This is a genomic window from Pseudomonas koreensis (assembly GCF_024169245.1).
Lineage (GTDB): Bacteria > Pseudomonadota > Gammaproteobacteria > Pseudomonadales > Pseudomonadaceae > Aquipseudomonas > Aquipseudomonas koreensis_F.
Map to the genome: position 1 here is coordinate 4,736,520 of NZ_JALJWP010000001.1, position 23,426 is coordinate 4,759,945.

At 59.3% G+C, this 23,426-nt stretch carries 13 protein-coding genes and 1 pseudogene; 5 read left to right on the forward strand and 9 right to left on the reverse strand.

What is annotated here, in order from left to right; all coding sequences use genetic code 11:
- Positions 1-19: 19 nt before the first annotated feature.
- A complete protein-coding gene (locus J2Y90_RS20820) occupies positions 20-505 on the forward strand; it encodes a flavin reductase family protein (RefSeq protein ID WP_016775037.1) in 486 nt (161 codons plus the stop codon).
- 138 nt (positions 506-643) lie between these two features.
- Here J2Y90_RS20820 and J2Y90_RS26775 read toward each other — a convergent pair whose 3' ends face one another.
- Entirely contained in the window at positions 644-1,411 is a 768-nt protein-coding gene (locus J2Y90_RS26775; protein ID WP_420220201.1) for a methyl-accepting chemotaxis protein, read from the reverse strand.
- 138 nt (positions 1,412-1,549) lie between these two features.
- Positions 1,550-2,590, reverse strand: a pseudogene (locus J2Y90_RS26780) (cache domain-containing protein); the annotation flags it as partial.
- Between the two features lie 203 nt (positions 2,591-2,793).
- Here J2Y90_RS26780 and J2Y90_RS20830 point away from each other — a divergent pair.
- Complete coding sequence (locus J2Y90_RS20830) at positions 2,794-3,837, forward strand: LLM class flavin-dependent oxidoreductase (protein ID WP_073471146.1); 1,044 nt, start codon at positions 2,794-2,796, stop codon at positions 3,835-3,837.
- 86 nt (positions 3,838-3,923) lie between these two features.
- On the opposite strand, the gene J2Y90_RS20835 is transcribed toward J2Y90_RS20830, so the two are convergent.
- The 6 genes from J2Y90_RS20835 to J2Y90_RS20860 all read right to left on the reverse strand — a co-directional run bounded on the left by J2Y90_RS20835 (position 3,924) and on the right by J2Y90_RS20860 (position 19,141).
- Complete coding sequence (locus J2Y90_RS20835; RefSeq protein ID WP_253502570.1) at positions 3,924-4,238, reverse strand: hypothetical protein; 315 nt, start codon at positions 4,236-4,238, stop codon at positions 3,924-3,926.
- A gap of 29 nt (positions 4,239-4,267) precedes the next feature.
- Entirely contained in the window at positions 4,268-4,840 is a 573-nt protein-coding gene (locus tag J2Y90_RS20840) for a glycosyltransferase family 2 protein (protein WP_367399442.1), read from the reverse strand.
- Positions 4,841-5,252: 412 nt separating this feature from the next.
- A complete protein-coding gene (locus tag J2Y90_RS20845; protein ID WP_253502576.1) occupies positions 5,253-5,651 on the reverse strand; it encodes a hypothetical protein in 399 nt (132 codons plus the stop codon).
- 320 nt (positions 5,652-5,971) lie between these two features.
- The gene (locus J2Y90_RS20850) at positions 5,972-6,328 is read right to left on the reverse strand and encodes a hypothetical protein (protein WP_253502579.1); all 357 of its coding nucleotides are present in this window, start codon (positions 6,326-6,328) and stop codon (positions 5,972-5,974) included.
- Positions 6,329-6,338: 10 nt separating this feature from the next.
- On the reverse strand, positions 6,339-17,408 hold the full coding sequence (locus J2Y90_RS20855) for a two-partner secretion domain-containing protein (RefSeq protein ID WP_253502582.1): 11,070 nt from the start codon (positions 17,406-17,408) through the stop codon (positions 6,339-6,341).
- Positions 17,409-17,434: 26 nt separating this feature from the next.
- Positions 17,435-19,141, reverse strand: coding sequence for a ShlB/FhaC/HecB family hemolysin secretion/activation protein (locus J2Y90_RS20860; protein WP_253502585.1), 1,707 nt, complete (start codon positions 19,139-19,141; stop codon positions 17,435-17,437).
- A gap of 223 nt (positions 19,142-19,364) precedes the next feature.
- Here J2Y90_RS20860 and J2Y90_RS20865 point away from each other — a divergent pair, with 223 nt between their 5' ends.
- Positions 19,365-20,183, forward strand: coding sequence for an alpha/beta fold hydrolase (locus J2Y90_RS20865; RefSeq protein WP_253502588.1), 819 nt, complete (start codon positions 19,365-19,367; stop codon positions 20,181-20,183).
- Positions 20,184-20,299: 116 nt separating this feature from the next.
- Complete coding sequence (locus J2Y90_RS20870) at positions 20,300-20,923, forward strand: glutathione S-transferase family protein (RefSeq protein ID WP_253502591.1); 624 nt, start codon at positions 20,300-20,302, stop codon at positions 20,921-20,923.
- 12 nt (positions 20,924-20,935) lie between these two features.
- Here J2Y90_RS20870 and ptrR read toward each other — a convergent pair whose 3' ends face one another.
- Entirely contained in the window at positions 20,936-21,814 is an 879-nt protein-coding gene (gene ptrR / locus J2Y90_RS20875) for a putrescine utilization regulator PtrR (protein WP_253505277.1), read from the reverse strand.
- A gap of 103 nt (positions 21,815-21,917) precedes the next feature.
- Here ptrR and J2Y90_RS20880 point away from each other — a divergent pair, with 103 nt between their 5' ends.
- Complete coding sequence (locus J2Y90_RS20880) at positions 21,918-23,309, forward strand: aldehyde dehydrogenase family protein (protein ID WP_253502594.1); 1,392 nt, start codon at positions 21,918-21,920, stop codon at positions 23,307-23,309.
- Positions 23,310-23,426: the final 117 nt, after the last annotated feature.

Consider the following 23,426-nt stretch of genomic DNA (forward strand, 5'->3'; position numbering starts at 1 on the left):
CACACCCGAGGACCACCCAATGATCGATGCTGCCATTTACAAACAAGTCATGGGCTCGTTCCCGTCCGGCGTCACCGTCATCACCACCCTGGACGACGACGGCCAGATCGTCGGCCTGACCGCCAGCGCGTTCAGCTCGCTGTCGATGGACCCGGCGCTGGTGCTGTTTTGCCCCAACTACAGCTCCGATTCCTATCCCGTGCTGATCAAGAACAAACGCTTTGCGATTCACCTGCTGTCCAGCGTGCAGCAAAGCGAAGCCTATGCCTTTGCCCGCAAAGGCAAGGACAAGGCGCAGGGCATCGAGTGGACACTGAGCGAACTGGGCAACCCGATCCTCGCCAATGCCACGGCGGTGATCGAATGCGAGTTGTGGCGTGAATATGAAGGTGGCGACCACGCGATCATGGTCGGCGCGGTGAAGAACCTGATCGTCCCCGAGCAGGTGGCGGGGCCACTGGTGTATTGCCATGGCAAGATGGGCGCGTTGCCGGTTGTGGCGTGATTTTTCAAATCCGCCGAAAGCCATGTGGGAGCGAGCCTGCTCGCGAATGGAATGGGTCAGTGTTACATTTTTGACTGACCCGACGCCTTCGCGAGCAGGCTCGCTCCCACAGGTTTTGGTGTTGCCTGGGCGACCGTGTCAGGTCCGAAACCGGCTCACCAACTGATTCAACGTCTGCGATAACGCCGTCAGGTTCTGCGCATCCTGGCGAGTCGAGTCCGCAAGGCTCGCCACCAACTGCGCATCGCCATGAATCTGGCTGATGTGCCGATTGATGTCCTCCGCCACTTGATGCTGTTCCTCCGCCGCTGTGGCGATCTGCGTGTTCATGTCGCGAATCACGTCGACCGACTCGCGAATCAATTCAAAACTCGCCCGCGCCTCGTTGATCGACACCACGGTTTCCTGCGACACCTCAAGGCTGGCGTGCATCTGCTTGCCCATCTGATGAGTGCGCCGCGCCAGATTGCCCAGCAGTGCGTCAATCTCACCGGTCGAGTCCGACGTGCGTTTGGCCAGCGCCCGAACTTCATCGGCGACCACGGCAAAGCCCCTGCCCTGTTCACCGGCACGCGCGGCTTCGATGGCGGCGTTGAGCGCGAGCAGGTTGGTCTGCTCGGCAATCGAGCGGATGGTGCCGAGGATCGACTGGATATCGTTGCTGTCCTGTTCCAGTTGCTGCATCGACTCGGCACTGTGGCCGATCTCCTGACTCAAACGCCCGACGTTGCTCACCGCCGCGTCGATCTGTTGCTGCCCGGTGTGTGCCTGGCGCTGACCGTTGTCTGCCGAATCGGCGGCCTGACTGCACGAGCGCGCGACCTCGTTGGAAGTGGCGACCATTTCGTGAAATGCGGTCGACACCATGTCCACCGCCTCACGCTGACGTGCAGCCACGTCGGCCATTTCCGCCGAGACTTCGGTGGCGCTGCCGGAGCTGCTGTGAATCTGCCCGGCCGCTTGGCCGATGCGCTGGATCAGCGTACGAATCGCTTCAAGAAACTGGTTGAACCAGCCCGCCAGTTGCGCGGTTTCGTCCTGGCCACGCACTTCCAGTCGCGCAGTCAGATCGCCCTCGCCTTGAGCGATGCCTTCGAGACCACTGGCGACACCGCGAATCGGCTTGACCATCAACCCGGCGAACCACGCGCCGGCCATCGCAAACAGCAACGCGCAGACCACTGCGATAGCGCCGATCAGCCAGGTCAAACGAGTCGCCCCCGCCATCACTTCACTGGCCTTCACCAGCCCGACAAACCGCCAGCCTAACGCCTGCGACGGCCAGACCAGGGCCATGTAATCCTCGCCGGCCAATTGCACCTGGACCAGGCCTTTGCCCGCGTCGGCCAGTTGCTGATAGCCGTCGCCGAGATCGCTGAGTTTCTTGAAGTTGTGCGCCGGATCGCTCGGGTCGACCAGCACGGTGTTGTTGGCTTCCATCAACATCAGATAACCGCTCTCACCGAGGCGGATCTGCTTGACCAGATCGGTCAATTGCTTGAGCGACACGTCGATGTTGACCACGCCGGCATTGCTGCCCAACTGGTTGTTGAAACTGCGCACGGTGCTCACCAGTACCACGTCATCCGCCGCCCAGTAATAGGCCTCGGTGCGCAGGGTCTTGCCGGGATTTGCCATCGCCGTTTTGTACCAGGGGCGGGTGCGCGGATCGTAGTTCGCCAGTTGCGCATCGCCCGGCCAGAACAGATAACCGCCCTGCTCGGTGCCGACGGACAGATAGGTATAGGCCGGATGCGCTTTGGCAAGGCCATCGAACAGTTTGAAAAGCTGTTGATCCTGCGGCCCCATCGGCACTTGCGCGGCGTCGCTGCTCAGGTAGCGTTTGAGGCTGGTGTCGATGCTTTGCAACTGCGGGTGCTCGGCCAGGTAAGCGACGTTCTGGCTGATGCCCTCGAAAAACAGCTGCATGGCGTTTTCCACCTGACGCACTTCGCGCCCGGTGCTGTCGGTAAAGGTGTCGCGCGCGCCCTCGCGCACGTTGACGATGATCAGTGCTGCCACCAGTAACACCGGCAGGCTGGCGATTACCGCAAATGCCAAAGTCAGTTTTTGTTTTATGTTCATCGCTTGCGCCTTCCTTGTTCGAAGTGTCGGTCAGAAATATTTTGCGGATATTCCGTATTATGGTATACCAATATTCAATCAACCGAACAGCCGTCCTCGCAGGCGTGCTTGAATGGTGAGAAGACTCGCGAGCGCACAGCGTTCACGTCAGTTCGACAGGCCCGCACACGACCGGCCAATTACAAAAGACTCGAGGTAGCGTCATGAAATTTTCCCTGTTCGTACACATGGAACGCTGGGACGAAAGCGTCAGCCACCGCCAACTGTTCGAAGACCTGACCGAACTGACCCTCATGGCCGAGGCCGGCGGTTTCAGCACCGTGTGGATCGGCGAACACCACGCCATGGAATACACCATCTCCCCAAGCCCGATGCCGCTGCTGGCCTACCTCGCAGCGAAAACCACGACCATCCACCTTGGCGCCGGCACCATCATCGCGCCGTTCTGGCACCCGCTACGCGTCGCCGGTGAATGCGCCCTGCTCGACGTGATCAGCAACGGCCGCATGGAAGTCGGTCTAGCGCGCGGCGCCTATCAAGTTGAATTTGACCGAATGGCCGGCGGCATGCCCGCCTCCAGCGGCGGTCAGGCCCTACGCGAAATGGTCCCGGTGGTCCGCGCCCTGTGGCAAGGCGACTACGCCCACGACGGCGACATCTGGAAATTCCCCACCTCCACCAGCGTGCCGAAACCAATCCAGAAGCCGAACCCACCCATGTGGATCGCCGCCCGCGACCCCGACTCGCACAACTTCGCCGTGGCCAACGGCTGCAACGTCATGGTCACGCCACTGATGAAAGGCGACGAAGAAGTCCTCGACCTGAAAAACAAATTCCAGACCGCGCTGGACAACAACCCTGACGTGCCGCGTCCGCAATTGATGGTGCTGCGCCATACCCACGTGCACACCGCGGATAACCCGGACGGCTGGAAAGTCGGCGCAAAAGCCATCTCGCGTTTCTACCGCACCTTCGATGCCTGGTTCGGCAACAAGCAAACGCCAGTCAATGGCTTCCTAGCGCCGAGTCCGGAAGAGAAGTTCGCCGGGCGTCCGGAGTTTGAACTGGAAAGCCTGCACAAGACCGCGATGATCGGCACGCCGGAAGAGATCATTCCGCGGATCAAGTACTACCAGGAACTGGGCGTGGATGAGTTCAGCTTCTGGTGTGACAACAGCCTGCCGCATGAAGAGAAGAAGAAGTCGCTGGAGTTGTTTATCAAGCATGTGGTGCCGGCGTTTCGCTGAAAAACGTGTAGTGGAAGCGAAAGAAAAAGGGGCGAATTCATCGTTATGAATTCGCCCCTTTTTTTGCGCTTGTCGGCGAGTGAAGGTTACCCCTGAACGGCGGCTTTTCGACTCCGGCGCGACTGCTTGAGATTGAAACGCAACTTGCGCACCCCGTGAACGATGCGCGGAAACCACAGCGTCCAGCGAGTGTGCAACAGCACCCCGCAATCACCGCTGTCTTGCCGCGTCGTCGAGGTAATCTGCTGTGGCAACGGCACACCATACTTGATGCACTTGGTGATCAGTGCGTCGACATTGCGCTCCATGAAATTCAGCGCGACTTCGCGCCCGGCACTGAACGCAGCAATGTGCCTTTTCAACGCTGCCAGAGTGTCGCGATACGCGGCATAACTGCCCATCACGTACTCGACATCCTTATGGCTCTGCGTCAGCGAACCACTCCTGGCCGTTGAAAGTAATAGTCCGCTGCCGTGGCAAAAGTGGCCTGGCTGTGCAGGTAAATATTCATGCTGAACACATGATCTTCATGCGCCCGACCGTCCAGCCGGACCACAAAACGCTCGCACACCGAACGCTTGAAAATGTATTGCCACGTCGCCGCGTGATACTTGCCGGACAAAATCAGATCCTGCAGCGAGTCGCGCCCCGCCTCGAACCAGCCATTGCGGCTGGCAGCGGTGTTACGTCGCAACAGTTGCTTCTCGCCGTCCACTTCGGTGTAGGAACGCTTGGAAAAATAAAACAGCTCAAGCGCCGCGTTGGACTGCACCTGCTCCACCCGCGTCGAAAACAACGCCGGGCTGACCACATCGTCAGGGTCGCAAAAAAACACATACTCGCCGCTCGCCAGCGCCAAACCATTGCGCCGGGCAGCGCCAACGCCCTGATTGACCTGGGTGACCACTTTGACTTCCCGGCGATGGCCAAAACCAGCTTCAATCACCGCCAGCGTGCCATCGGTCGAGCCGTCGTTGATCAAGATGATTTCATGCAACGGCACAGGTTAATTGAGCAGCGAATCGAGGGTTTCAGCGATGTAGGACTCAACGTTGTACGTGGGGATGACGACAGAAATTTTCGGGACAGACACGTTGTTGAGCACCTGAGATGACGGCGTATGCCGATACGGGATTGGTGGCGCAGGGTTGACGTGCGCGGCCGCAGGAAGGCACGTACTCGAATGATTCACGACACAGTGATGCCGTTATGCTTTCGCATGATAAATGGCCAACGGTTGGGGCGTCAAAGCATGAGGCCGGCTGTATTGCAGCCATGACTTAATCGTCATCTACGGGGAACAGCATTACCGGGAAAGTCTGGCAAAAGCTCTGCGTGATGAGATGCATCATCAAGCGCAGAGCCTAGAGTAGATTTGTGGGGATCCCTCAGGGTCTGTCCCCATTTCCATTGAACTAGAGTCCCCGCAACCTTTTAATTTCTTTCTTAGCCAAGCCTCTGTTTCTTTGAGAAATTTTTTTGTCCGCGGACATGAACTTCAACTCTTCGAAAAACTCAAGAGCCTCTTTAGAGTTTAATTGACTCACCCAATTCAGGGCGAGATCAATCCAACAATCAGACTCGTGCTTCAACCCCACGCCTATCAGTGCAAAATAAGGAAAGTCGGACCCCAATTCCAACTTTACTTCACTAAAAGGAAGTTCAAGTAAAGAAATCACGCGTTTAAATTCTGAGTCTTCCACCAAATTAAAGGAAGGCGAGGCTCCATCAAGTCGCCAACCTCCAAATTCATCCTGACAAATGAAGAAATCGCCACCTAGAATTTTTTTCCTGACGAGGTACTCATACTTCAAATCCCCGGATTATGCTTCACATTGATTCCATACTGCTTCATTGATTCCTCAAAATTAAAACGAACCTCTGGAGTCCAGTTTTTCCAATAATGCCCACTATGCTCATTGGTTAGAATCTCTCCGATTGGACCTCGCTTAAACATCCCGCCCACCAAAGTCGCTGGATTAGCACCTATGGTAGCGCCTAGCTGCTCATGAGGAGCCCCCCCCATATTTGTACTCGGCTTACCAACAGGGTAATCCGGGGACAGACCACGTTTTCGGAATACTATCTAAACGTGGTCTGTCCCCATTTACCCTCATTTTATCCTCAAGCCCTCCTAACTGATTGAAACGGGACAAATTCCATACCGAGTTGTGAGAACATAAGATTCAAGACCATTTTCCTCAGGAATTATCTCAAGCAACTTACGATCATCAAACGTTACTACCAACTTTTCTCCTTTTTCTAAACCAGCCTCTTTCACACGACGATTCAATAGTTCAAAAAGGACGACAGCACTATGAAGATGTTCGCCGTGCCCATATTTCAACGCCCCCTCATCACCGCAGGCGAAGGGGCACTGAATCAGCACTGACACACTATTATCAAAAATCAGAACAAACGATCCTATTCCGACAACCACGCCTGTAAGAATTGCTGATTTAAGCTCAGCCAAATCTTTCTGTTCAATCATTATTACCACCTCATCTTTTTGGCGGAAAGGTATCAGGTGCCAAAGGCACATGTGTATGTCCTCTCGTGCCGGTTCCGCCTGTCGCCGGGTTAATCGGTTGCCCATTTTTCACCGAGATCCAATAACCATTTTCCAACCCTGGAACAGGAGTGGAGCCAGCAGGCATTAATCGGATATACGTACTTCCCGGTGCTGATGGATCCGTACCCGGCGGAAAATAAATAGTACTCCCTGACGTTTTTCCTGGCTTACTTGTCCACGTTAAAGGAATTACCGGGCTTTGGGGGGGATTGGTGAATGCTTCAAGCTTTGGAGGCACCTTTGGTCCACCAGGAGGAACCTTGAGGCCGAGTATAGAGCCTGCGATTACCGGGCTGATACCCGGATCAATCGGAATAGTTACATCCCCCAGCGCTTCCTGCTCCTGGAGTGGAATATGCTCCCTGAGTGTGTGCCTTAACTCCTCATCCACCTCCTGTACAGAATTGTGACCCTGCATCTGATCTATATGGGAATGATTCTGTGTGTTGTATTCCGTCGCGTATTTCGCAATTTCCGAACCTAAGGTGAGATCCCCGCTCACAGCCGCAGCGCCAATCAACCCGGTAAGTTGAGAGAGCGATTTTTGAAGCTCTTGATTGTCACCAGCCATGAAAACAAGCGCATTTATTGCCGCTTCGTTCAGCCCTGCGGCGGCCGCGCCTGTAGCAAAATCTCCACCCATGACTTGGGAGATCAAACCACCCATCAACGCATGTGCTACGACCTTTTCAACGCTGCCATCCGGAAACTTGATCGTCTTGTCGCCAACCCAGTTGAACCCGGTCGCCATGGCGACACTGCTCGCCTCACCCAGCAACGCCGCTCCGAAGTTGTCACCAAAGCTACCGCCACCAATAGTGGTGGAAATACCGCTGGAGATAATCGCGCGCCCCGTCGTGCGGATGGCGACATCAGTAATGTTGCTGCTGGTCAGGATATTTGCGGTTTTACTGCCACCAGCCGCAAACCAGTTAGTATCTGCATAGTCGAGCATGCCCGCCGTAAACCCGGCGATAGCCGCATTTTTCAAGCTTCCGGCACTGAACGTCTCCTTGAATGCGGCCCCGAGATCACCCTTGTTATTAATGGTGCTGGTAACGCCCGTGGTTGCCAGACTTGTGGCGACTGCCCCACCGAAGCCACCGCCGACCAGGCCCAGCCCTGCCGGTCCCATCACGAAGGACATCATGATGGCGATTGCGATTTGTGCTGCCGGGCCCAGTCCCGAGTTTTCGTATTTGAAAGACTCGTGAATCTCCTTCACTCGCTGCCAATCCACGTCCCCTCGGGCTTCGGCATCTTTCAGCCAGGCCAACTGCGGATCCGCCTTGACCATGGCGTCGATGGTCTGGCTGACGGATTGCTGATTCACATCCTTGATATCGATTTTCAGGCCATCGACTGCCTTGATAACGATATTGCCCTTGGCGATCATCTGGGTTTGGCGCAAGGTCTCGTCGGTATTGCCGCGACCTTTGGAGGACACCCAGCCAGCGCTGTTGTTGGTCTTGGTATGGTTTTCGTCATGGAGGTCCTTGACCCCCTGAAAAGTAATCGCCCCACCACTGTCCAGCGTGATGTTATTGCCACTTTCCAGCTTGGCAACTTGATACAGCTGATCACCCTTGCTCGACAGCGTCAGGTTGCCACCGGCCTTGATCTCGGAGCCCACATACTTGGTGTCGGTCACCTCGTCGTGCTGCATCTTCAGCTTGCCGAAGCTGCCTTTTTTCTTCATGTCATACAGCGAGTAATCCGTATCTTGCGCGGCCAGTAGTTCGAGGCGGTCTCCCGCAACCAGATACGCTTCATCACCCGCTGTAACGCGGCTGGAAATCACACTGAGGTCTTTGCCCGCATCCAGCTTGACGTCGCCCCCAGCAGTAATGCCTGACATGACTTGAGTGACATGATCCTCCTGACGAGTCATGTTCTTGTTTTTGGAGCGCGAATGATCCTCGTCCGCCGCCGAGGTGATGACCACGTTGTCAGTGGCTTTTATCGACACATCACGCTTGGCATCAATCTCACTGGCAATCACACTGATGTCACGCTTGGCATCCGCCTTGAAATCACGCCCGGCATCGATATCGGCGCCCAGTTGCGTGACGCTGCTAACAGCTCCTCTCCAGCCCAGCGACGCGCTGTCGTTAACCTGCACGGAGGCCACGTTGACATCACGCCCTGCGTTCAACGACATGTCCTGACGACTTTTCAGGACGCCGCCGATGACGTTGATGTCGTTGGCCGCTTTAACGGTCAGGTCGTTGGCCGCCTCGATCCGCGCTGCGTTATCGGCAAAGTCCTGATGCCGGGTGACGGTGCCGTACTGGTCGTCCATCGAGGTGATGGTTCGTTCGTTGATCACATCGCCCGTGCGCGTGGTCAGGCTGACGTCCTTGCCGGCAATGATGCCGCCGGCCTTGTTGATGATGTTGTTGGTTGCCAGCAGATCCAGACGATTGCCCGCCTCGATCGAGCCGCTGTTGACCAAGTCTTTGCCGGCAGTGGCGGACAGGTTATTCGTCGCTTTCAACGTACCGACGTTATCGAGGTTTTCACCCGCAATCAGCGTCACATCGTTACCGGCAATCAGCGCTCCAGTCGGGCCGAGACGGCCATTGGCTTGCGCCAGATACACCACCGGCACCAGCACTTTCTCGCCATTCACTTCATGCTCTTCGAGCCAGACGATGTCGTGGGTCAGCGCCGCGACTTGCTGCGATGTAAGGCCGACGCCGACCGACAGGTTGAGCGCGTCTTTGCTGGCGATGGCGTTGTTCATCAGGTACTTGAACATGCCCTCGTTGGAGGTCTGGCCATCGAGGAAAGCCTGGCCGGTGCGAGCGGTGACCGCTTGCTGGATCAGGCGTTGTTCGTAGAGGCCGTCGCCGAGACGCTTGGCGCTCTGGTCGGGGTCGAAGCCAAGTTTGTCGAGCAGGTAATCGGAGCTCATGAACGACTTGATGTCGGTGAGTGCCGGGTTGGTTTCGATCAGGTATTTGTGCGGATTGGACGGTGCTTTGGTGTCCGGTAGTCCAGTGACGCGGGTGACCGGACGAGTGTCGATTGACTCCTTCATGTCGTTGCCACGGTCGTGCAGACCCGGACCGGCAGAATCAACCGGAACGTTGGCATCGATGCGGCTCCCCGCTGCTTTCATTACGCTGGGCTTGCGGTCGAAAGTGTCGACCATGCGTGTGCTGTCGGAGACGGCAGCCGGCGCATCGATGAACAGATTTCGCGGTCCGCCACTGGTGGCGGCGACTGCGTGCTCTTGGGTATCGACCTTTTCACTGCCCACCGTCCAGGTCGGTGCCGGCCCGATGTTGCCCGGTGCCCCCCCGCCGCTGCTGCCCTGATCGCTCAGACGGAACAGACCGTTCTCGCCTGTTGGCAGGGAAAAGCCAGGCAGGCTCAACGGATTGACTTGCTGTTGAGCCAGGTCCGGTGGCAGTTGACTGTTGATGCGTACCACGGTGGTGTTGCTGTTTCCGACGCTGGTATCGGCGACTTTGTTGGTGCCGCCGGTGGCGCTGTAGTCCTGCTGAATAACGCTGTTTTCAATTCCCTTGGTGGCGTTGATCGAGACCTTGCCGCCGGCCTGAATCACCGCGTTGCGCCCGGTGGTTGTGCCGGGCGCACCCGCACCATTGACGCTCACTTCAACCGGGTCGCCTTTCTGGAACTGGGTCAGTTCGGTCGGTATGGCCATCAGGTTATTCGGGTCGTACAACGATGGCGTTGACGTCTCGAAGCCGGCGCTGTAACCCGACATGGCCCGGCCATATTTGCGGCTACCGACGTTCTCACCCGTCTCGGCGTCGACGATGACGATGCCGTTGCCCACGGTTTTGGCGATCGCTTTGCGGATCAGACCTTCCGGCGCGATCACGTAATACACGAACGGGAAGTCAGGGTTGTTGCGCTGGTTGTACGGCATGATCACGTTGGCCATGAATTGCGCCGTGGTGCCGGTGCCCATTTCGAAGTTGTACTGACGTGTAACCTCGACGGTGCCGCTCTGGGTGCCAATGTTTTTCAGGCTGACAGCGGTGATGTCGATGCCGCCACCCGCCGCTATCGTGCTTTTGCTGTTGAGGAATGTACCGCCGTGGAAGACGAAGTCCTTGCCGACGTTGAGAACGGCAGAGGCGCTGTTATCGGTGTCGATGAACTGGTACGTCTCGCGAGTCGCAAGGAAGTTATTGAACGTACCGCCCACGCAGTCACCGCAACTGGAAGCGATCAGCCCTGAAATCAACTTGCGTTCAGCTGACGCCGTTGGCCCTTCGGTACGGTTCTCGAACACATCGGCATCCAGCGTGAACCCACCGCCGCTCTCCATCGAGCCGGAAATGTTGTACACCCCCGCCGCGCGTGTGCCGTCGCTATAACCGGCGATCACCACATTGCCAAGACCGTAGAAATCGCCGCTCTGGTTGGTCAGCGTGCCGACGCCGAGCGTCATGTCCTTGCCGGTGAAAATCAATCCGCGGTCGTTCAGCAAGACTGGCGCCTTGATGACCAGATTCTGCGCCGCACCGAGGGTGCCGTGGTTGGCGAGGCTGCCAGCATTGACGGTCAGGTCTTCGCCGGAGGTGATGCGTCCGGCATTGACGAGCTGCCCGTCAATCTTGATGGTCGACGTCGCACCTGCGGCAAAACTGCCGGCTGCGCCGAGGTTCATCGAAGCCGCGGACAGATAGGTGTCGCGCAGGCTGGTCAGGCGCCCGTTGCCGCCATAGTTGCCGGTCAAGCGCATGTCGATCAGACCGTCACTGGCGATCAAGCCATCGTTGGTCCAGTTGTTACCGCGGATCTGCAACGAATCCGAAGCCAACAATTTGCCGCTCGCCGTCTGACTGAACTCGCGCACGTTGACGTGCAGACGACCGGCCTGAATGACGTTGGAGTTGCTCCAGGTATCAGCATTGAGTTCCAGCAATCCACCGGTGACGATGCTGCCACCGGCGCCAATGACATTGGCGGTGGAGATGTCGAACTTGCCGCGTCCGACGTGGTTGAGTTGCCCGCCGCCATTGAGAAAGCCGCCGAGCGCGAGGGTCATGTCGACGTTGGCGGTTTCCAGCACGCCGTTGCGGTTGTCGAGCAAACCGCCGATCTGGAACAGGGTCTTGCCGGTATTGCCCAGCGACCGCAGACGACCATTCTGGTTGTCGACGCTGGCGGCTTTTACGCTCAGTTGAGTATCGCTTTCGATAACACCCGTGCCGTTGCGCAACGCACCGGTCAGGCCGAAATCAATGCGGTTGGCCGCAATCTGGCCGCCTGCGTTTTCCAGGTCGGAGCCGGTGACGCCCAGCACACCTTTCGAATACAGCACACCACTGCTGTTATCCAGCGCGGTGGTGGTAATGCTGCTATCCCCCGACTGCGCGGAAATGCGCCCGCCGTTGTTGTTCAGCCCAGCCAGTGCGGACAGGGTCAGAGCCTGCGCCTGGATGATGCCGCCCTGACGATTGTTGTTCAGGTCAAAACCGTTGCGCAGCACGCCGACCGTGCGTGCTTCCAGTGCGCCTTTGATGCTGGAAAGAATGCCGCCACGGTTGTCGATGTTCGCTGCGTTGACCAAGACATTGCCGTTTTGCGCGATGACCTTGCCGCTCTGGTTGTCGAAATCGCCGCTGACTTCAAGGCTCAACGCGCCTTCGCTCTGGATCGAACCTTTGCCGTTGCCCAGGCTGGCAGCGGTCAGTTGGACGCCGGCCTTCTGGCTGTAGATCAGACCGTCGGCGCTGTTGTTGACGACGCCCGTTGCGCTGATCTGCAACTGATCGTTGGCCGCGACCGTGCCCTTGTTGCTGTTGTCCAGCGAACCGGTTCGCACCTCGAGGGTTTTCTGGCTGGCGACCTGGCCGTTCTGGTTGCGCAGGTCGGTCACGCCCTTGAGCAACATCGCGCCGCTGCTCGCCAGCTTGCCGGCGTTGTTGTTCAGCTCGCCGCTCAGGCCGAGAGTGATTGCGTCGTTGCTGGCGATCTGTCCGCCACTGTTGTCCAGACGCGAGGCGGTTGCGGTGAAAGCCTGTTCGGCATTGACTGAGCCGCCGGCATTGGTGAACGCCGTGCTGACGACATCCAGTGCCGCACCACTGAAAATCAGGCCTTGATCGTTATTGAGCGCACCGCCCAGCGTCAGGGTCTGCCCTGCGCCACTGCTGAGGTTGCCCTTGTTGCTGTTGTCGACGCTGCCTGCCTTGACGGTCAGCTCGCCTTGGGCGACCACCGCGCCGCTGTCGCTGTTGAGCAACGCGTCCTTGAGGTCGACCGAGACATCGGCGAACTTGCTGGAGAGCGTGCCGCTGTTGCGGTTGTCGAGGCTGTCAGCATTGACCGTGAGGCCCTGCCAGCCGGAGATCAGGCCTTTCTGGTTGATCAGCCCGGTGCCACGCAACAGCAGTTTTTCGCCACTGATGATCTTGCCGGACGTGTTGTTGAGCGCTCGGACGATGAGATCGAAACCGAGGTTGCTGGAGATCTCACCGCTCTGGTTGTTCACGTCACGCAGGCGTTTGAGCGTCAACGGTCCCTGGGCAGTCAACAAGCCACGCTGGTTGTCGAAATCACCATTGGCCAGGTCGAGAGTGATCGCTTTGTCGCCCAGCAGGCGACCGCCACGCTGGGTCAGGGACGTCAGTTTCAGATCCATGTCACCGCTGGCGGAGACTTCGCCGCCGTCGCTGGAATCCAGCCCGGTGGCGGTCAGGGTCAGGTTGCCCTGGCTGTTGATCAAACCACTGTCGCGGTTATTCAACTCGCCACTGCTGATCTCCAGAGACTGCGCCGCGCTGATCAAGCCCTTGGCATCGTTGCGCAGCAAACCGTCCACGGTCAGATCGAGGTCGCCACGGCTGACCAGGTTGCCGCCGCCGTTGTTCAGGCTTGCCGCGTGGGCGTCGATGGCGGCTGCGCCGATCATGCCTTTGACGTTATCCAGTGCTGCCGCGATGCGCAGGGTCAGGCCCTGATTGCTCAACAGCTTGCCGTTGCTGTTATCCAGATTTTGCGCAGTGAAGGTGAACGTCTCGGCGCTGGAAATCGTCCCGCCCTGGTTGTTGACGCCGTTGAGCTGCTTGAGCAGCAGCGCGCCCGGAGCGTTGATCAAACCGCCGATGTTGTTCAACTGGCCATGATTCAAGTCCAGGCTCAGTTGCGTGTTGCTGAACAGCTTGCCGCCCTGCTGATCGAAGCCACTGACCGAAGCCGTCAGTGCGTTTTGACTGCCAATACTGCCGTCGCCGCCGTTGGTGACGTGGCCGGCGGTGAGGTTCAGGGTGTCGGCGCTGCTGAGTCGACCGTTGCTGTTATCGAAGGCGCCGGTGGTCACGGTGACCGCGCCTTTACCGCTGAGCGTGCCCTGTTGGCGGTTGTCGAGGCTGGCGCTGGCCAGCAGCAGCGCGCCATCGGTGACGATCTGGCCAGCCTGGTTATCGACGCTGCCGTCGCTGTCCAGCTTGAGATCCGCCGCGCTGGACAGGCTCCCGCCAACGTTGGTGAGTTTCGCGGTGTCGACCGTCAGTGTGCCTTCGCTGCTGACCTTGCCCGAGGTGTTGTCAACGGCGCCAGTGAGGTTCAGCGACATGCCTTGCTGGCTGAGCAACTGTCCGCCGTTGTTGGCCAGCGAGCGCCCCTGCAGAGTGAACTGTGCGCCCGCATCGATCAGGCCTTTGCTGCGGTTGAGCACCTCGTCGACGGTGAGCGTCAGGCCTTTTCCGGTGAAGATCTTGCCGCCGTCGCTGTTGTCGAGTTTTTTGCCAGTGACCAGTAAATCACCGTTGCTGCTGATTTCGCCGCCACGGTTGTCCAGATCGGCGACGGTCAGGGTCATGTCCTTGCTCGAGCCGAGCAAACCGTTCTGCTGATTATCCAGTTGATCGGCCTGCAGTTTGAGCACGCCGGTGGCGATCAACTGCCCCTTCTGATTGTTAACGGTTTTGGCTTGCACGCTGGCATCGGCCTTGCCGGCGATATTGCCTGCGCGGTTGACCAGTTCATCAGCGGTGACGGTCAGTTGGCCGTCTGCGATGACCGTGCCGAGCTGGTTATTCAGGGTCTTGTCGGCAGTCAGCAACAACTCGCCGCGACTGCTGATCAAGCCTTCATGGTTGTCGAGGCTGGCGCTGTGGCTGTCGAGCGAGGCGCCGGAGATGACGCCTTTGAGGTTGTTCAATGCTGCGGCGATGCGCAGCGTCAGGCCCTGCTGGCTGAGCAGTTTGCCGTTGCTGTTATCGAGGCTGTGCGCGGCAAGCGCAAAGGCTTGCTGGCTGGAAATCTCGCCACTTTGGTTGTTGACCCCATTGAGGTTTTTCAACAGCAGCGTGCCCGGCGCGTTGATCAGGCCGTTCTGGTTGTTCAACTGGCCATGGTTCAGATCGAGAGTCAGGTCGGACTTGCTGAACAGTTCACCGCCCTGCTGATCGAGCCCGCTGAGCGAAACGTCCAGCGCCTGCTGGCTGGCGATGCGGCCAGCGGCGTTGTTGACCTGTCCGGCCTTGAGCGTCAGCGCCGCACCGCTGGTGAGTTTGCCGCCATCGCTGTTGTCGAACGCGCCGGTCTCGACGCGGCTAACGCCCTGGCCGAAGATCACGCCCTTGTGACTGTTATCCAGGCTGGCGCTGGTGAGGGTCAGCGCCGAGTCAGTGCTGATCGAACCGCCCTGATTGAGCAACGCGCCGGTACTGGTCAGTTGAAGATTGCCGGCACTGCCGAGGCTGCCTTTGCCATTGTCGATGCGCGCGGCATTGACGGTCAGCACGCCTTCCGTGCTGATGACCCCGGCATTGATCAGCGCATCGTCCAGCGTAATCACCAGGCCATTGAGGCTATTGAGCGTACCGCCGCTGTTGTCCAGCGTTGTACCGTTGAGGGTCGCCGCGCCCTTGACGGCGGAGATCAAACCTTTGTTCTGGTTGATCAATCTGGCGACGCTCAACCCCAGATCGCTGCCGGAAAGAATCTTGCCGCCGTCGCTGTTGTCCAGACGCAGGCCTTTGACGTTCATCAACAGGCTGCTGGAGATTTCGCCGCTGCGGTTGTCGATGTCATCGACCGTCAGTGTCAGCGCTTTAGTAGTGCCGACCAGACCGCCGTTGCGGTTATCGAGGGTTTTGCCGCTAAGGTTGAGATTGCCTTGTGCAACCAGCGCGCCGCCCTGCTGTTGCAGCAGGCCGATGGTCGCCAACAGATCGCCCTGGCTGGAAATCCGTCCCGCTGCGTTTTGAATCTCGGCGGCCGTAAGGTTCACCGGGCCGACTGCACTGACCAGGCCGCCGCTGTTATCCAGCCGGGTGCCGACGTAGGTCAGGCCAGCCTTGCCGCTGACCACGCCCTTGTCGCGGTTATTCAGTTGCGCGATATTCAAGTTCAGTTGCTGGTCGGCCTGGATCACCCCGCCCCGGTTGTCAACCACGTCGCCGCGCACGGCCAGCGTACTCTTGCCGATGACTTTGCCGTCGCCGTTGAGCAATGTGCCGGCCTGCAGATCGATGGCGCCTTTGGCCGAAATGTCGCCCTTGTTGCGGTTGTCGAGCGTGCTGCTGATGCGCCCCGTCAGGTTGCCGTCGCTGACCAGCGCGCCAGCCTCGCGGTTGTCCAGACTGGCCGCCTTCAGAAACACTGTGCGTGCCGAACCCATTACGCCGTCACGGTTGTCCAGCGCCCCGCTCAGATCGATATTGAGCCCCAGGTCACCGAGAATTTGCCCGCTGCGGTTATCGAGCATGCCGCCGATGATGGCGATGTTCTGCGCGTTGAGCGTGCCGTTCTGATTGTTCAGGGTGTGCACAGCGTTGACTGTCAGATTGCGGCTGGCAGTCAGGCTTTTACCGCTGTTATTGAGGGTCTGCACACTCAGGCTCAGATCGCCGCTGACATTACGGCTGCCGTCAGCATTCACGCCGGCTTCGATGGCGCCGGCGTTGGTCAACTGCCCGCCAGCGCTGAGGTTGATGCTGTTACGGGCGGCGAGGGTCTGGCGGTTGGTCAGGTTGCCTTGGGCCTGCACGGTGAGCGCGGTGCCTGCGTAGACCGGTCCTTGCGCGTCGAGGCTGGCGGCTTTGACGTTGACCGCGCCGGTGGCCGAGGTGTCGGCCAGACTCAATTGGCCATTGGCATCGAGCTGAATATCGCCGCCACTGGCGATCAGTTTGCCGTCGAGCTTCACCCCGACGCCGGCCTCGGTGCCGACGAGTCTGATCGCCCCGGCGTACATGCCACCGAGCGCCGAGGAGTCGATTGCCAGTTGCGGTTTGGCGCTGCCGTCATCGGCGCGGGCCGTGGCATTCAGGCTGTCGGCATTGACGTCGTTGCGACCGGCGACGATGGTCAGGTTCTGTGCCTGAATCTGCGCATTGATTTTCGCGCTGCGGGTGATGATTTCGAAGCGATCGACGTTGGTCGCGTTGATGCCCGCGCCTTCGATGGCCACCGAACCCTGATCGACCTGAAAGCGATCCAGCCGGCCGTTTTCGATCACCGGTTTGCCAGTGGTCAGTGTGACGCGCGGCGAGTTGATGAAACCGCATCCGTTGCAAGTGATGCCATACGGGTTGGCGACAATCACCCGCGCCGACTGCCCGGCCACTTCGGTGTAACCGCGCAACTGGCTCGGGTTGCCGCTGATGACTTCGTTGAGAATCGCCTGGGCCGGACCGCTGTTTTTCAGGTTCGGGTTGCCGATGACGTGCCCGCCCAGTTGTGTGTTCGACGTTTGCGCCGCGCCGTTGTTGAGGATGACGCCCTGCGCACCGACGTTGTAATCATGGAACTGGTTATGCGACAGACCACTGCCATTGGGCGTGGCGATGTTGATGATCGGCACACCGTTGCCGGCGCGGTCCAGCGAGGTATTGGGGTTGGCAACGACGATGCCATCGGCCTGCGCCCACATCGGTTGCCAGAACATGACGTTCGCCAGCAGGAAGGCCAGGCCGCGCTTGGGCATGCCCAGAAAAGTATCCTGTTTTTCTACGGCCGCGCGGGGCTGATCTGCGAGCGAGGTGTGGTCACGAACGTCCATGTGGGCGGTTCTCTAAAAAGTCGTTATCAGATGAAAAAGTCGAGGCGGAAATAGATCGGCGCTTCGCGCTCGGTCAGCGCGTCCGGTCGTTCCAGGGAATGCGCGAAAGTCACGCTGGCGGCCACGTGCTGGCCGCGGGCGAACAGCTCCAGCGAGTTGCTCGACATGCGCCCGTGCTGATCGCCGTTGTAGCGATCGCCACGAATCACGCCCTGGTCATAACCGAGGCTGGTACCGTATTCAGCGAACACCGGTTGCAGCCATTCGGCCGTTACCGGACGACTCCAGCGCAGGTCGTTGCGCCAGTAGCCACCGCTGTCGCCGGACAGGGATTGATCCTTGTAGCCACGGATCGATGCCGAGCCGCCGAGGCTGGTGCGCTGCGGGCTGAACAGCACATCTTCGCTGCGCTGGCCGGTCATCAGGCTGCTGAAGCTGAAGGATTCGCCGAGCAATTTGAACGGCTGCAAATAGCTCAGGGTTGCGCTGTATTTGCGGTAGCGTGCGTCCGGTTCACCAGGGCCGGGATCGTGACTGCCCTGCGCATCGAAAGCACCGATGCCCTCCTGCACGCCAGCATCGAAGTTGACGAACGCGCTGCCGACACGACGGCCATGGTTGAAACCGAACTGCGCTTCGCTGATGCGATTGCTGCTCAGTTTGAGCTTGCTGTCTTCGATGAAGTTGTTGCTGCGCAGGTACGACAGCCCGGCACTGAGGGAAGTCTTGCTCACCGAGTCGCGATGGATCACGCGCTCGGCGCGCAACTGATGGTTTTCGCTGTCGCCAGTCTGCTTGAAGTTGTAGCCGTTGGCGGCGATCTGCGAACGGTATTCGCTCTGGCTGTAGGTGTAACTGAACGTCCACCAGCCCCACGGCAGGCCGTAATTGAGCATGGCGTTGTTGGAAGTGTGCTGGTGATCGGTCATCGCATCGTGACCGCCACGCAGGCTCAATTGGTCAGCCAGACCCAGCGGGCTGTCCCAGTCGAATGACGTGCCCCACTGCTGCTCGCCGGTGCTGCGCTGGCCATCGTTGCTGCGGGACAGGCCGGCGCACCATGGCTTCTGCGGCGTGTTGGTGACCCGCACTTCACTGCCGCCGACATTCTGCCCCGGCGCCAGCTCCATTTTGGCCTGATTGGACGGCAGGCGATTGAGCTGATCGACCATTTGCTCGATCTCGCGCAGGTTGACCAGTTCACCGCTTTTGCCGGGAAAGGCCATGGCCAGTTCGCGATCCGAGAGCCGGCTGTTTACCGCGCCTTTCATGCCTTCGAGTCTGCCTTCGACCACCAGCACTTTCAGGTGCCCGGCGGACAGATCCTGCTGTGGCAAGTATGCGCGGCTGGTGACCAGACCTTTTTCGATGTAAAGGTCGGTAATGACTTTAAGCAGCTCGTTGAGCTGCGGCACGCCGAGGCATTCGCCGATATAGGGTTCGAGCAAACCCGCCTTTTCGCGCTCCGACAGGCTGTCGGCGCCCTTGAGCTCGATGTCCTTGATGGTGAAACAGCGACTATCGGCGGGGGTAGTCGGTTGCGCTGGTCTGGCGTCTTTGCCGGGCAGGTCCTTGAGTTCTTCGAGACGCCGCTGTTGCTCTTCGAGCAAACGGTTCTGACGTTCACGGATCAGGTCGGTTTCACCGGGGGTGGGCGCAGCCCAGGCAGATTCAAGCGGAGAAAGGCAGAGCAGAGCCAGACACAACCGCGCCGTGAAGGCGGGTGGAAACATCTTCGATCCCTCGACAGAAAAAGTGACATCAAAATAGTGGCGCGATATTAGATGGCCATCATTTTGACGTCAAACTTATGTTTGCACCGTTCATCGGGGTTCGTCGCGCTTTCATACGTGTGAAACCAGCACCTGCGTACAAGTGGCCGGCGCGCTTTGCGCGGATAGTGGACGTTGCCCATTCGGCATCTATTCTTGCCACACACCATCACAAGGAGTTTGCATGAGCACCTTCAAGACCCAAGACGGCACCGAGATCTATTACAAGGACTGGGGCAGCGGCAAGCCCGTGCTGTTCAGCCACGGCTGGCCGCTGGATGCCGACATGTGGGAATACCAGATGGAGTACCTGAGCAGCCGCGGCTACCGCACTATCGCGTTCGACCGGCGTGGTTTCGGTCGCTCGGATCAGCCGTGGACTGGCTACGACTACGACACCTTCGCCGATGACATCGCCGGCTTGATCAATCATCTGGACCTGCGCGACGTGACCCTGGTCGGCTTTTCCATGGGTGGCGGCGACGTCAGCCGCTACATCGCCCGCCACGGCAGCGAGCGCGTTGCCGGCCTGGTATTGCTCGGCGCGATTACGCCGCTGTTCGGCAAGAAAGCCGACTTCGCCGACGGCGTCGACAAGTCGGTATTCGATGGCATCAAGGCCGGCCTGCTGAAGGATCGCGCGCAGTTCATCGCTGACTTCAACACGCCGTTTTACGGCATCAATCAAGGCCAGAAAGTCTCTGACGGCGTGCTCACGCAAACCCTGAACATCGCGCTGCTGGCATCGCTCAAAGGCACCGTCGACTGCGTAACCGCGTTCTCGGAAACCGACTTCCGCCCGGACATGGCCAAGATCGACGTGCCGACACTGGTGATCCATGGCGACGGCGACCAGATCGTGCCATTCGAAACCACCGGCAAGCAGGCCGCCGCGCAAATCAAGGGCGCTGAGTTGAAGGTCTACGCAGGTGCGCCGCACGGGTTTGCCGTGACCCATGCGCAGGCGTTGAATGAGGATCTGCTGGCGTTCCTCAACCGCTGATTTCCGCTTGGCACAAGCGGCCGGTAAATGCTGATCCACCAAGGCCCGCGCAATGCGGGCCTTGTGTTTTGCGCTATGGTATTTTTCTGCATCCGACATCAGGAGAAGGAAATCCCATGCTGCGAATTCTCGGCAAAGCCTCATCGATCAATGTGCGCAAAGTGCTGTGGACCTGTGCCGAACTGGACATCCCGTTCGAGCGCGAAGACTGGGGGTCGGGTTTCAAGTCGCCGAACACACCGGAGTTTCTCGCGCTCAACCCCTGCGCCATGGTGCCGGTGATTCAGGATGGCGATTTCACGCTGTGGGAATCCAACACGATCATCCGTTATCTGGCGACACGTTACGGCGGCGCTCATTTGTATCCGGCTGAGCCGATCGCCCGAGCGCGGGTTGATCAATGGATCGACTGGCAGGCTTCGGAGTTGAATCGCTCGTGGTCATACCCGCTGATGGCGCTGGTGCGCAAGTCGCCGGATTATCAAGACCCCGACGCCTTGGCTGCTGGCTGCCGAGACTGGACGCGGAACATGCAAATCCTCGATCGCCAACTGCAGAAGACCGGCGCTTACGTCAGCGGCGAGCAGTTTTCCCTAGCGGACATTCCGATCGGGCTGTCGGTCAATCGCTGGTTCGAGACGCCGCTCGATCACGGGGACCTGGCTGCGGTGCGCGCCTACTACGATCGCTTGAATCAGCGCGACGGTTATCGTTTGTACGGGCGCAACGGCACGCCATAAAGACACGCTCGATCAGGCTTGCTCACGCACCACGCCACGCTCTTCAAGCAAACGCACGAACATGCTCAGACTGCGCGACACGGTGCCCCGGCGCCAGACCAGCCATGTGGTCAGATAGCGAAAATCTGCGGTCAGCGGCCAGACGCTGACTGTCGCGCTGCCGGGCATGCTCTGCAGCATTTTGCGCGGCATCAGCGCCAGGCCGGCACCGGCGCTGACGCAGGCGAGCATGCCGTGGTAGGACTCCATTTCGAAAATCTTGCCGGGCACGGCGGCGTCAGTGCTGAACCATTTTTCAAAATGGTGACGGTAGGAACAGTTGGAACGAAAAGCATAGATATTTTCGCCATTCACGTCTGCCGCACGCTCGACCGGTGAATGGTTGAGCGGCGCGATGATGACCATTTCCTCCTCAAACGCCGGCACGCCTTCCAGGGCCGGATGCAGTACCGGGCCGTCGACAAATGCAGCGGCGAGACGCCCGGCCAGCACGCCGTCGATCATCGTCCCCGATGGGCCGGTCGAGAGGTCGAGGTCGACCTTCGGATGCTGCTGGTTGTACGCCGCCAGCAGTTCCGGAATGCGCACTGCCGCGGTACTTTCCAGCGAACCCAAAGGGAACGCGCCCTGGGGTTCCTCACCTGCCACCGTAGCGCGGGCTTCCTGCACCAGATCGAGAATGCGCCGCGTGTACTCGAGAAAACTCCACCCGGCCGGTGACAGGCGCAGACGGCTTTTCTCGCGGATGAACAGATCGACGCCGAGATCCTGCTCCAGCTGTTTGATTCGCGTGGTCAGGTTCGACGGCACGCGATGAATGTGCGTGGCGGCGGCGCTGATGCTGCCGTGTTCGGCCACGGCCTTGAAGATTTCCAGTTGCACCAGATCCACGGTCATTCTCCAATCGTGAAAGAAACGATCTTTATTATTCAGTTTCCAGAAAACTAACACCACCCTACTCTAGGCTCATCCGACGAACCTACAGGACAACGTCATGAGCCAGATCTCCAGCCAGACCCACGCCATCTCGATCAACCCCGCCACTGGCGAGCGGATCGGTCACTACGCATTTGAATCCGCCGCTGCCCTCGATGCGGCACTGACTCGCGCTGCATTCGCTTCCGGCAAGTGGAAGCGCAAGCCGCTGCAGGATCGTTCGCGCCTTTTGACCGCCCTCGCCGGCGCGCTGCGTGAAACCTCAGAAGCGATGGCAACCATGATCACCCAGGAAATGGGCAAGCCGATTGCCCAGGCCCGTGGCGAAATCGAGAAATGCGCCAAGCTCTGCGAGTGGTACGCCGAACACGGCCCGGCGATGCTCGACGCTGAAGCCACGCTGATTGAAGGCGGCAAGGCACGCATCGAATACCGCCCGCTGGGGCCGATTCTGGCGGTGATGCCGTGGAACTTCCCGATCTGGCAGGTACTGCGCGGCGCGGTGCCAACGCTGCTTGCCGGCAACACTTACGTGCTCAAGCATGCGCCGAACGTGATGGGCAGCGCTTATCTGTTGCGCGATGCGTTCGTGCGCGCCGGTTTCCCCGAGGGCGTATTTGAAGTTATCAATGTCACCCCGGAAGGCGTTTCCACCGCCATCGCCGACCCGCGCATTGCCGCTGTGACCTTGACCGGCAGCGTCCGCGCCGGCATGGCCATCGGCGCTCAGGCCGGTGCGGCGCTGAAGAAATGTGTGCTGGAGCTGGGCGGCTCCGATCCATTCATTGTGCTTGATGACGCCAATCTGGATGAAGCCGTGCATGCGGCGGTGGTCGGTCGCTATCAGAACTCCGGGCAGGTCTGCGCGGCTGCCAAGCGGCTGATCATCGAACAAGGTGTGGTCGAGGAATTTACCCGTAAGTTCGTCGAAGCTACACGCCAGTTGAAAATGGGTGATCCGCTGAACGCCGACACTTACATCGGGCCGATGGCGCGTTTCGATCTGCGCGACGAACTCGATCAACAAGTGCGCGACACCCTTGAAGAAGGCGCGACCCTGTTGCTCGGTGGCAGCAAAGCCGAGGGCGCTGGCAACTACTACGAACCGACCGTGCTGGCCGACGTGACCGACCGCATGACCTCGTTCAAGCAGGAGCTGTTCGGCCCGGTCGCCTCGATCATCACCGCCCGCGATTGCGCGCACGCCGTCGCCTTGGCCAACGACAGCGATTTCGGCCTGACCGCCACGATCTACACCGCCAACGTCGCGCTGGCCGAGCAACTGACCAGCGAACTGGAAACCGGCGGTGTGTTCATCAACGGCTACTCCGCCAGCGACCCGCGCGTGACCTTCGGTGGCGTGAAGAAGAGCGGCTTCGGTCGTGAGCTGTCGCACTTCGGCGTACGCGAATTCTGCAACGCCCAGACCGTGTGGATGGATCGCAAATAAGCCAGACGCCCTGAAAACTGTGGGAGCGAGCCTGCTCGCGAAAGCGTCCTGTCAGTCACCGCTGCATCGATTGACACACCCTCTTCGCGAGCAGGCTCGCTCCCACAGGGGCACGGC

Excerpts from the sequence above, each read along its gene's own strand:
- J2Y90_RS20820 (WP_016775037.1), top strand. The coding sequence starts at position 20 with ATGATCGATGCTGCCATTTACAAACAAGTCATGGGCTCGTTCCCGTCC.
- J2Y90_RS26775 (WP_420220201.1), bottom strand. The coding sequence starts at position 1,411 with ATGGCCGACGTGGCTGCACGTCAGCGTGAGGCGGTGGACATGGTGTCG.
- J2Y90_RS20830 (WP_073471146.1), top strand. The coding sequence starts at position 2,794 with ATGAAATTTTCCCTGTTCGTACACATGGAACGCTGGGACGAAAGCGTC.
- J2Y90_RS20835 (WP_253502570.1), bottom strand. The coding sequence starts at position 4,238 with ATGGGCAGTTATGCCGCGTATCGCGACACTCTGGCAGCGTTGAAAAGG.
- J2Y90_RS20850 (WP_253502579.1), bottom strand. The coding sequence starts at position 6,328 with ATGATTGAACAGAAAGATTTGGCTGAGCTTAAATCAGCAATTCTTACA.
- J2Y90_RS20855 (WP_253502582.1), bottom strand. The coding sequence starts at position 17,408 with ATGGACGTTCGTGACCACACCTCGCTCGCAGATCAGCCCCGCGCGGCC.
- J2Y90_RS20860 (WP_253502585.1), bottom strand. The coding sequence starts at position 19,141 with ATGTTTCCACCCGCCTTCACGGCGCGGTTGTGTCTGGCTCTGCTCTGC.
- J2Y90_RS20865 (WP_253502588.1), top strand. The coding sequence starts at position 19,365 with ATGAGCACCTTCAAGACCCAAGACGGCACCGAGATCTATTACAAGGAC.
- J2Y90_RS20870 (WP_253502591.1), top strand. The coding sequence starts at position 20,300 with ATGCTGCGAATTCTCGGCAAAGCCTCATCGATCAATGTGCGCAAAGTG.
- J2Y90_RS20880 (WP_253502594.1), top strand. The coding sequence starts at position 21,918 with ATGAGCCAGATCTCCAGCCAGACCCACGCCATCTCGATCAACCCCGCC.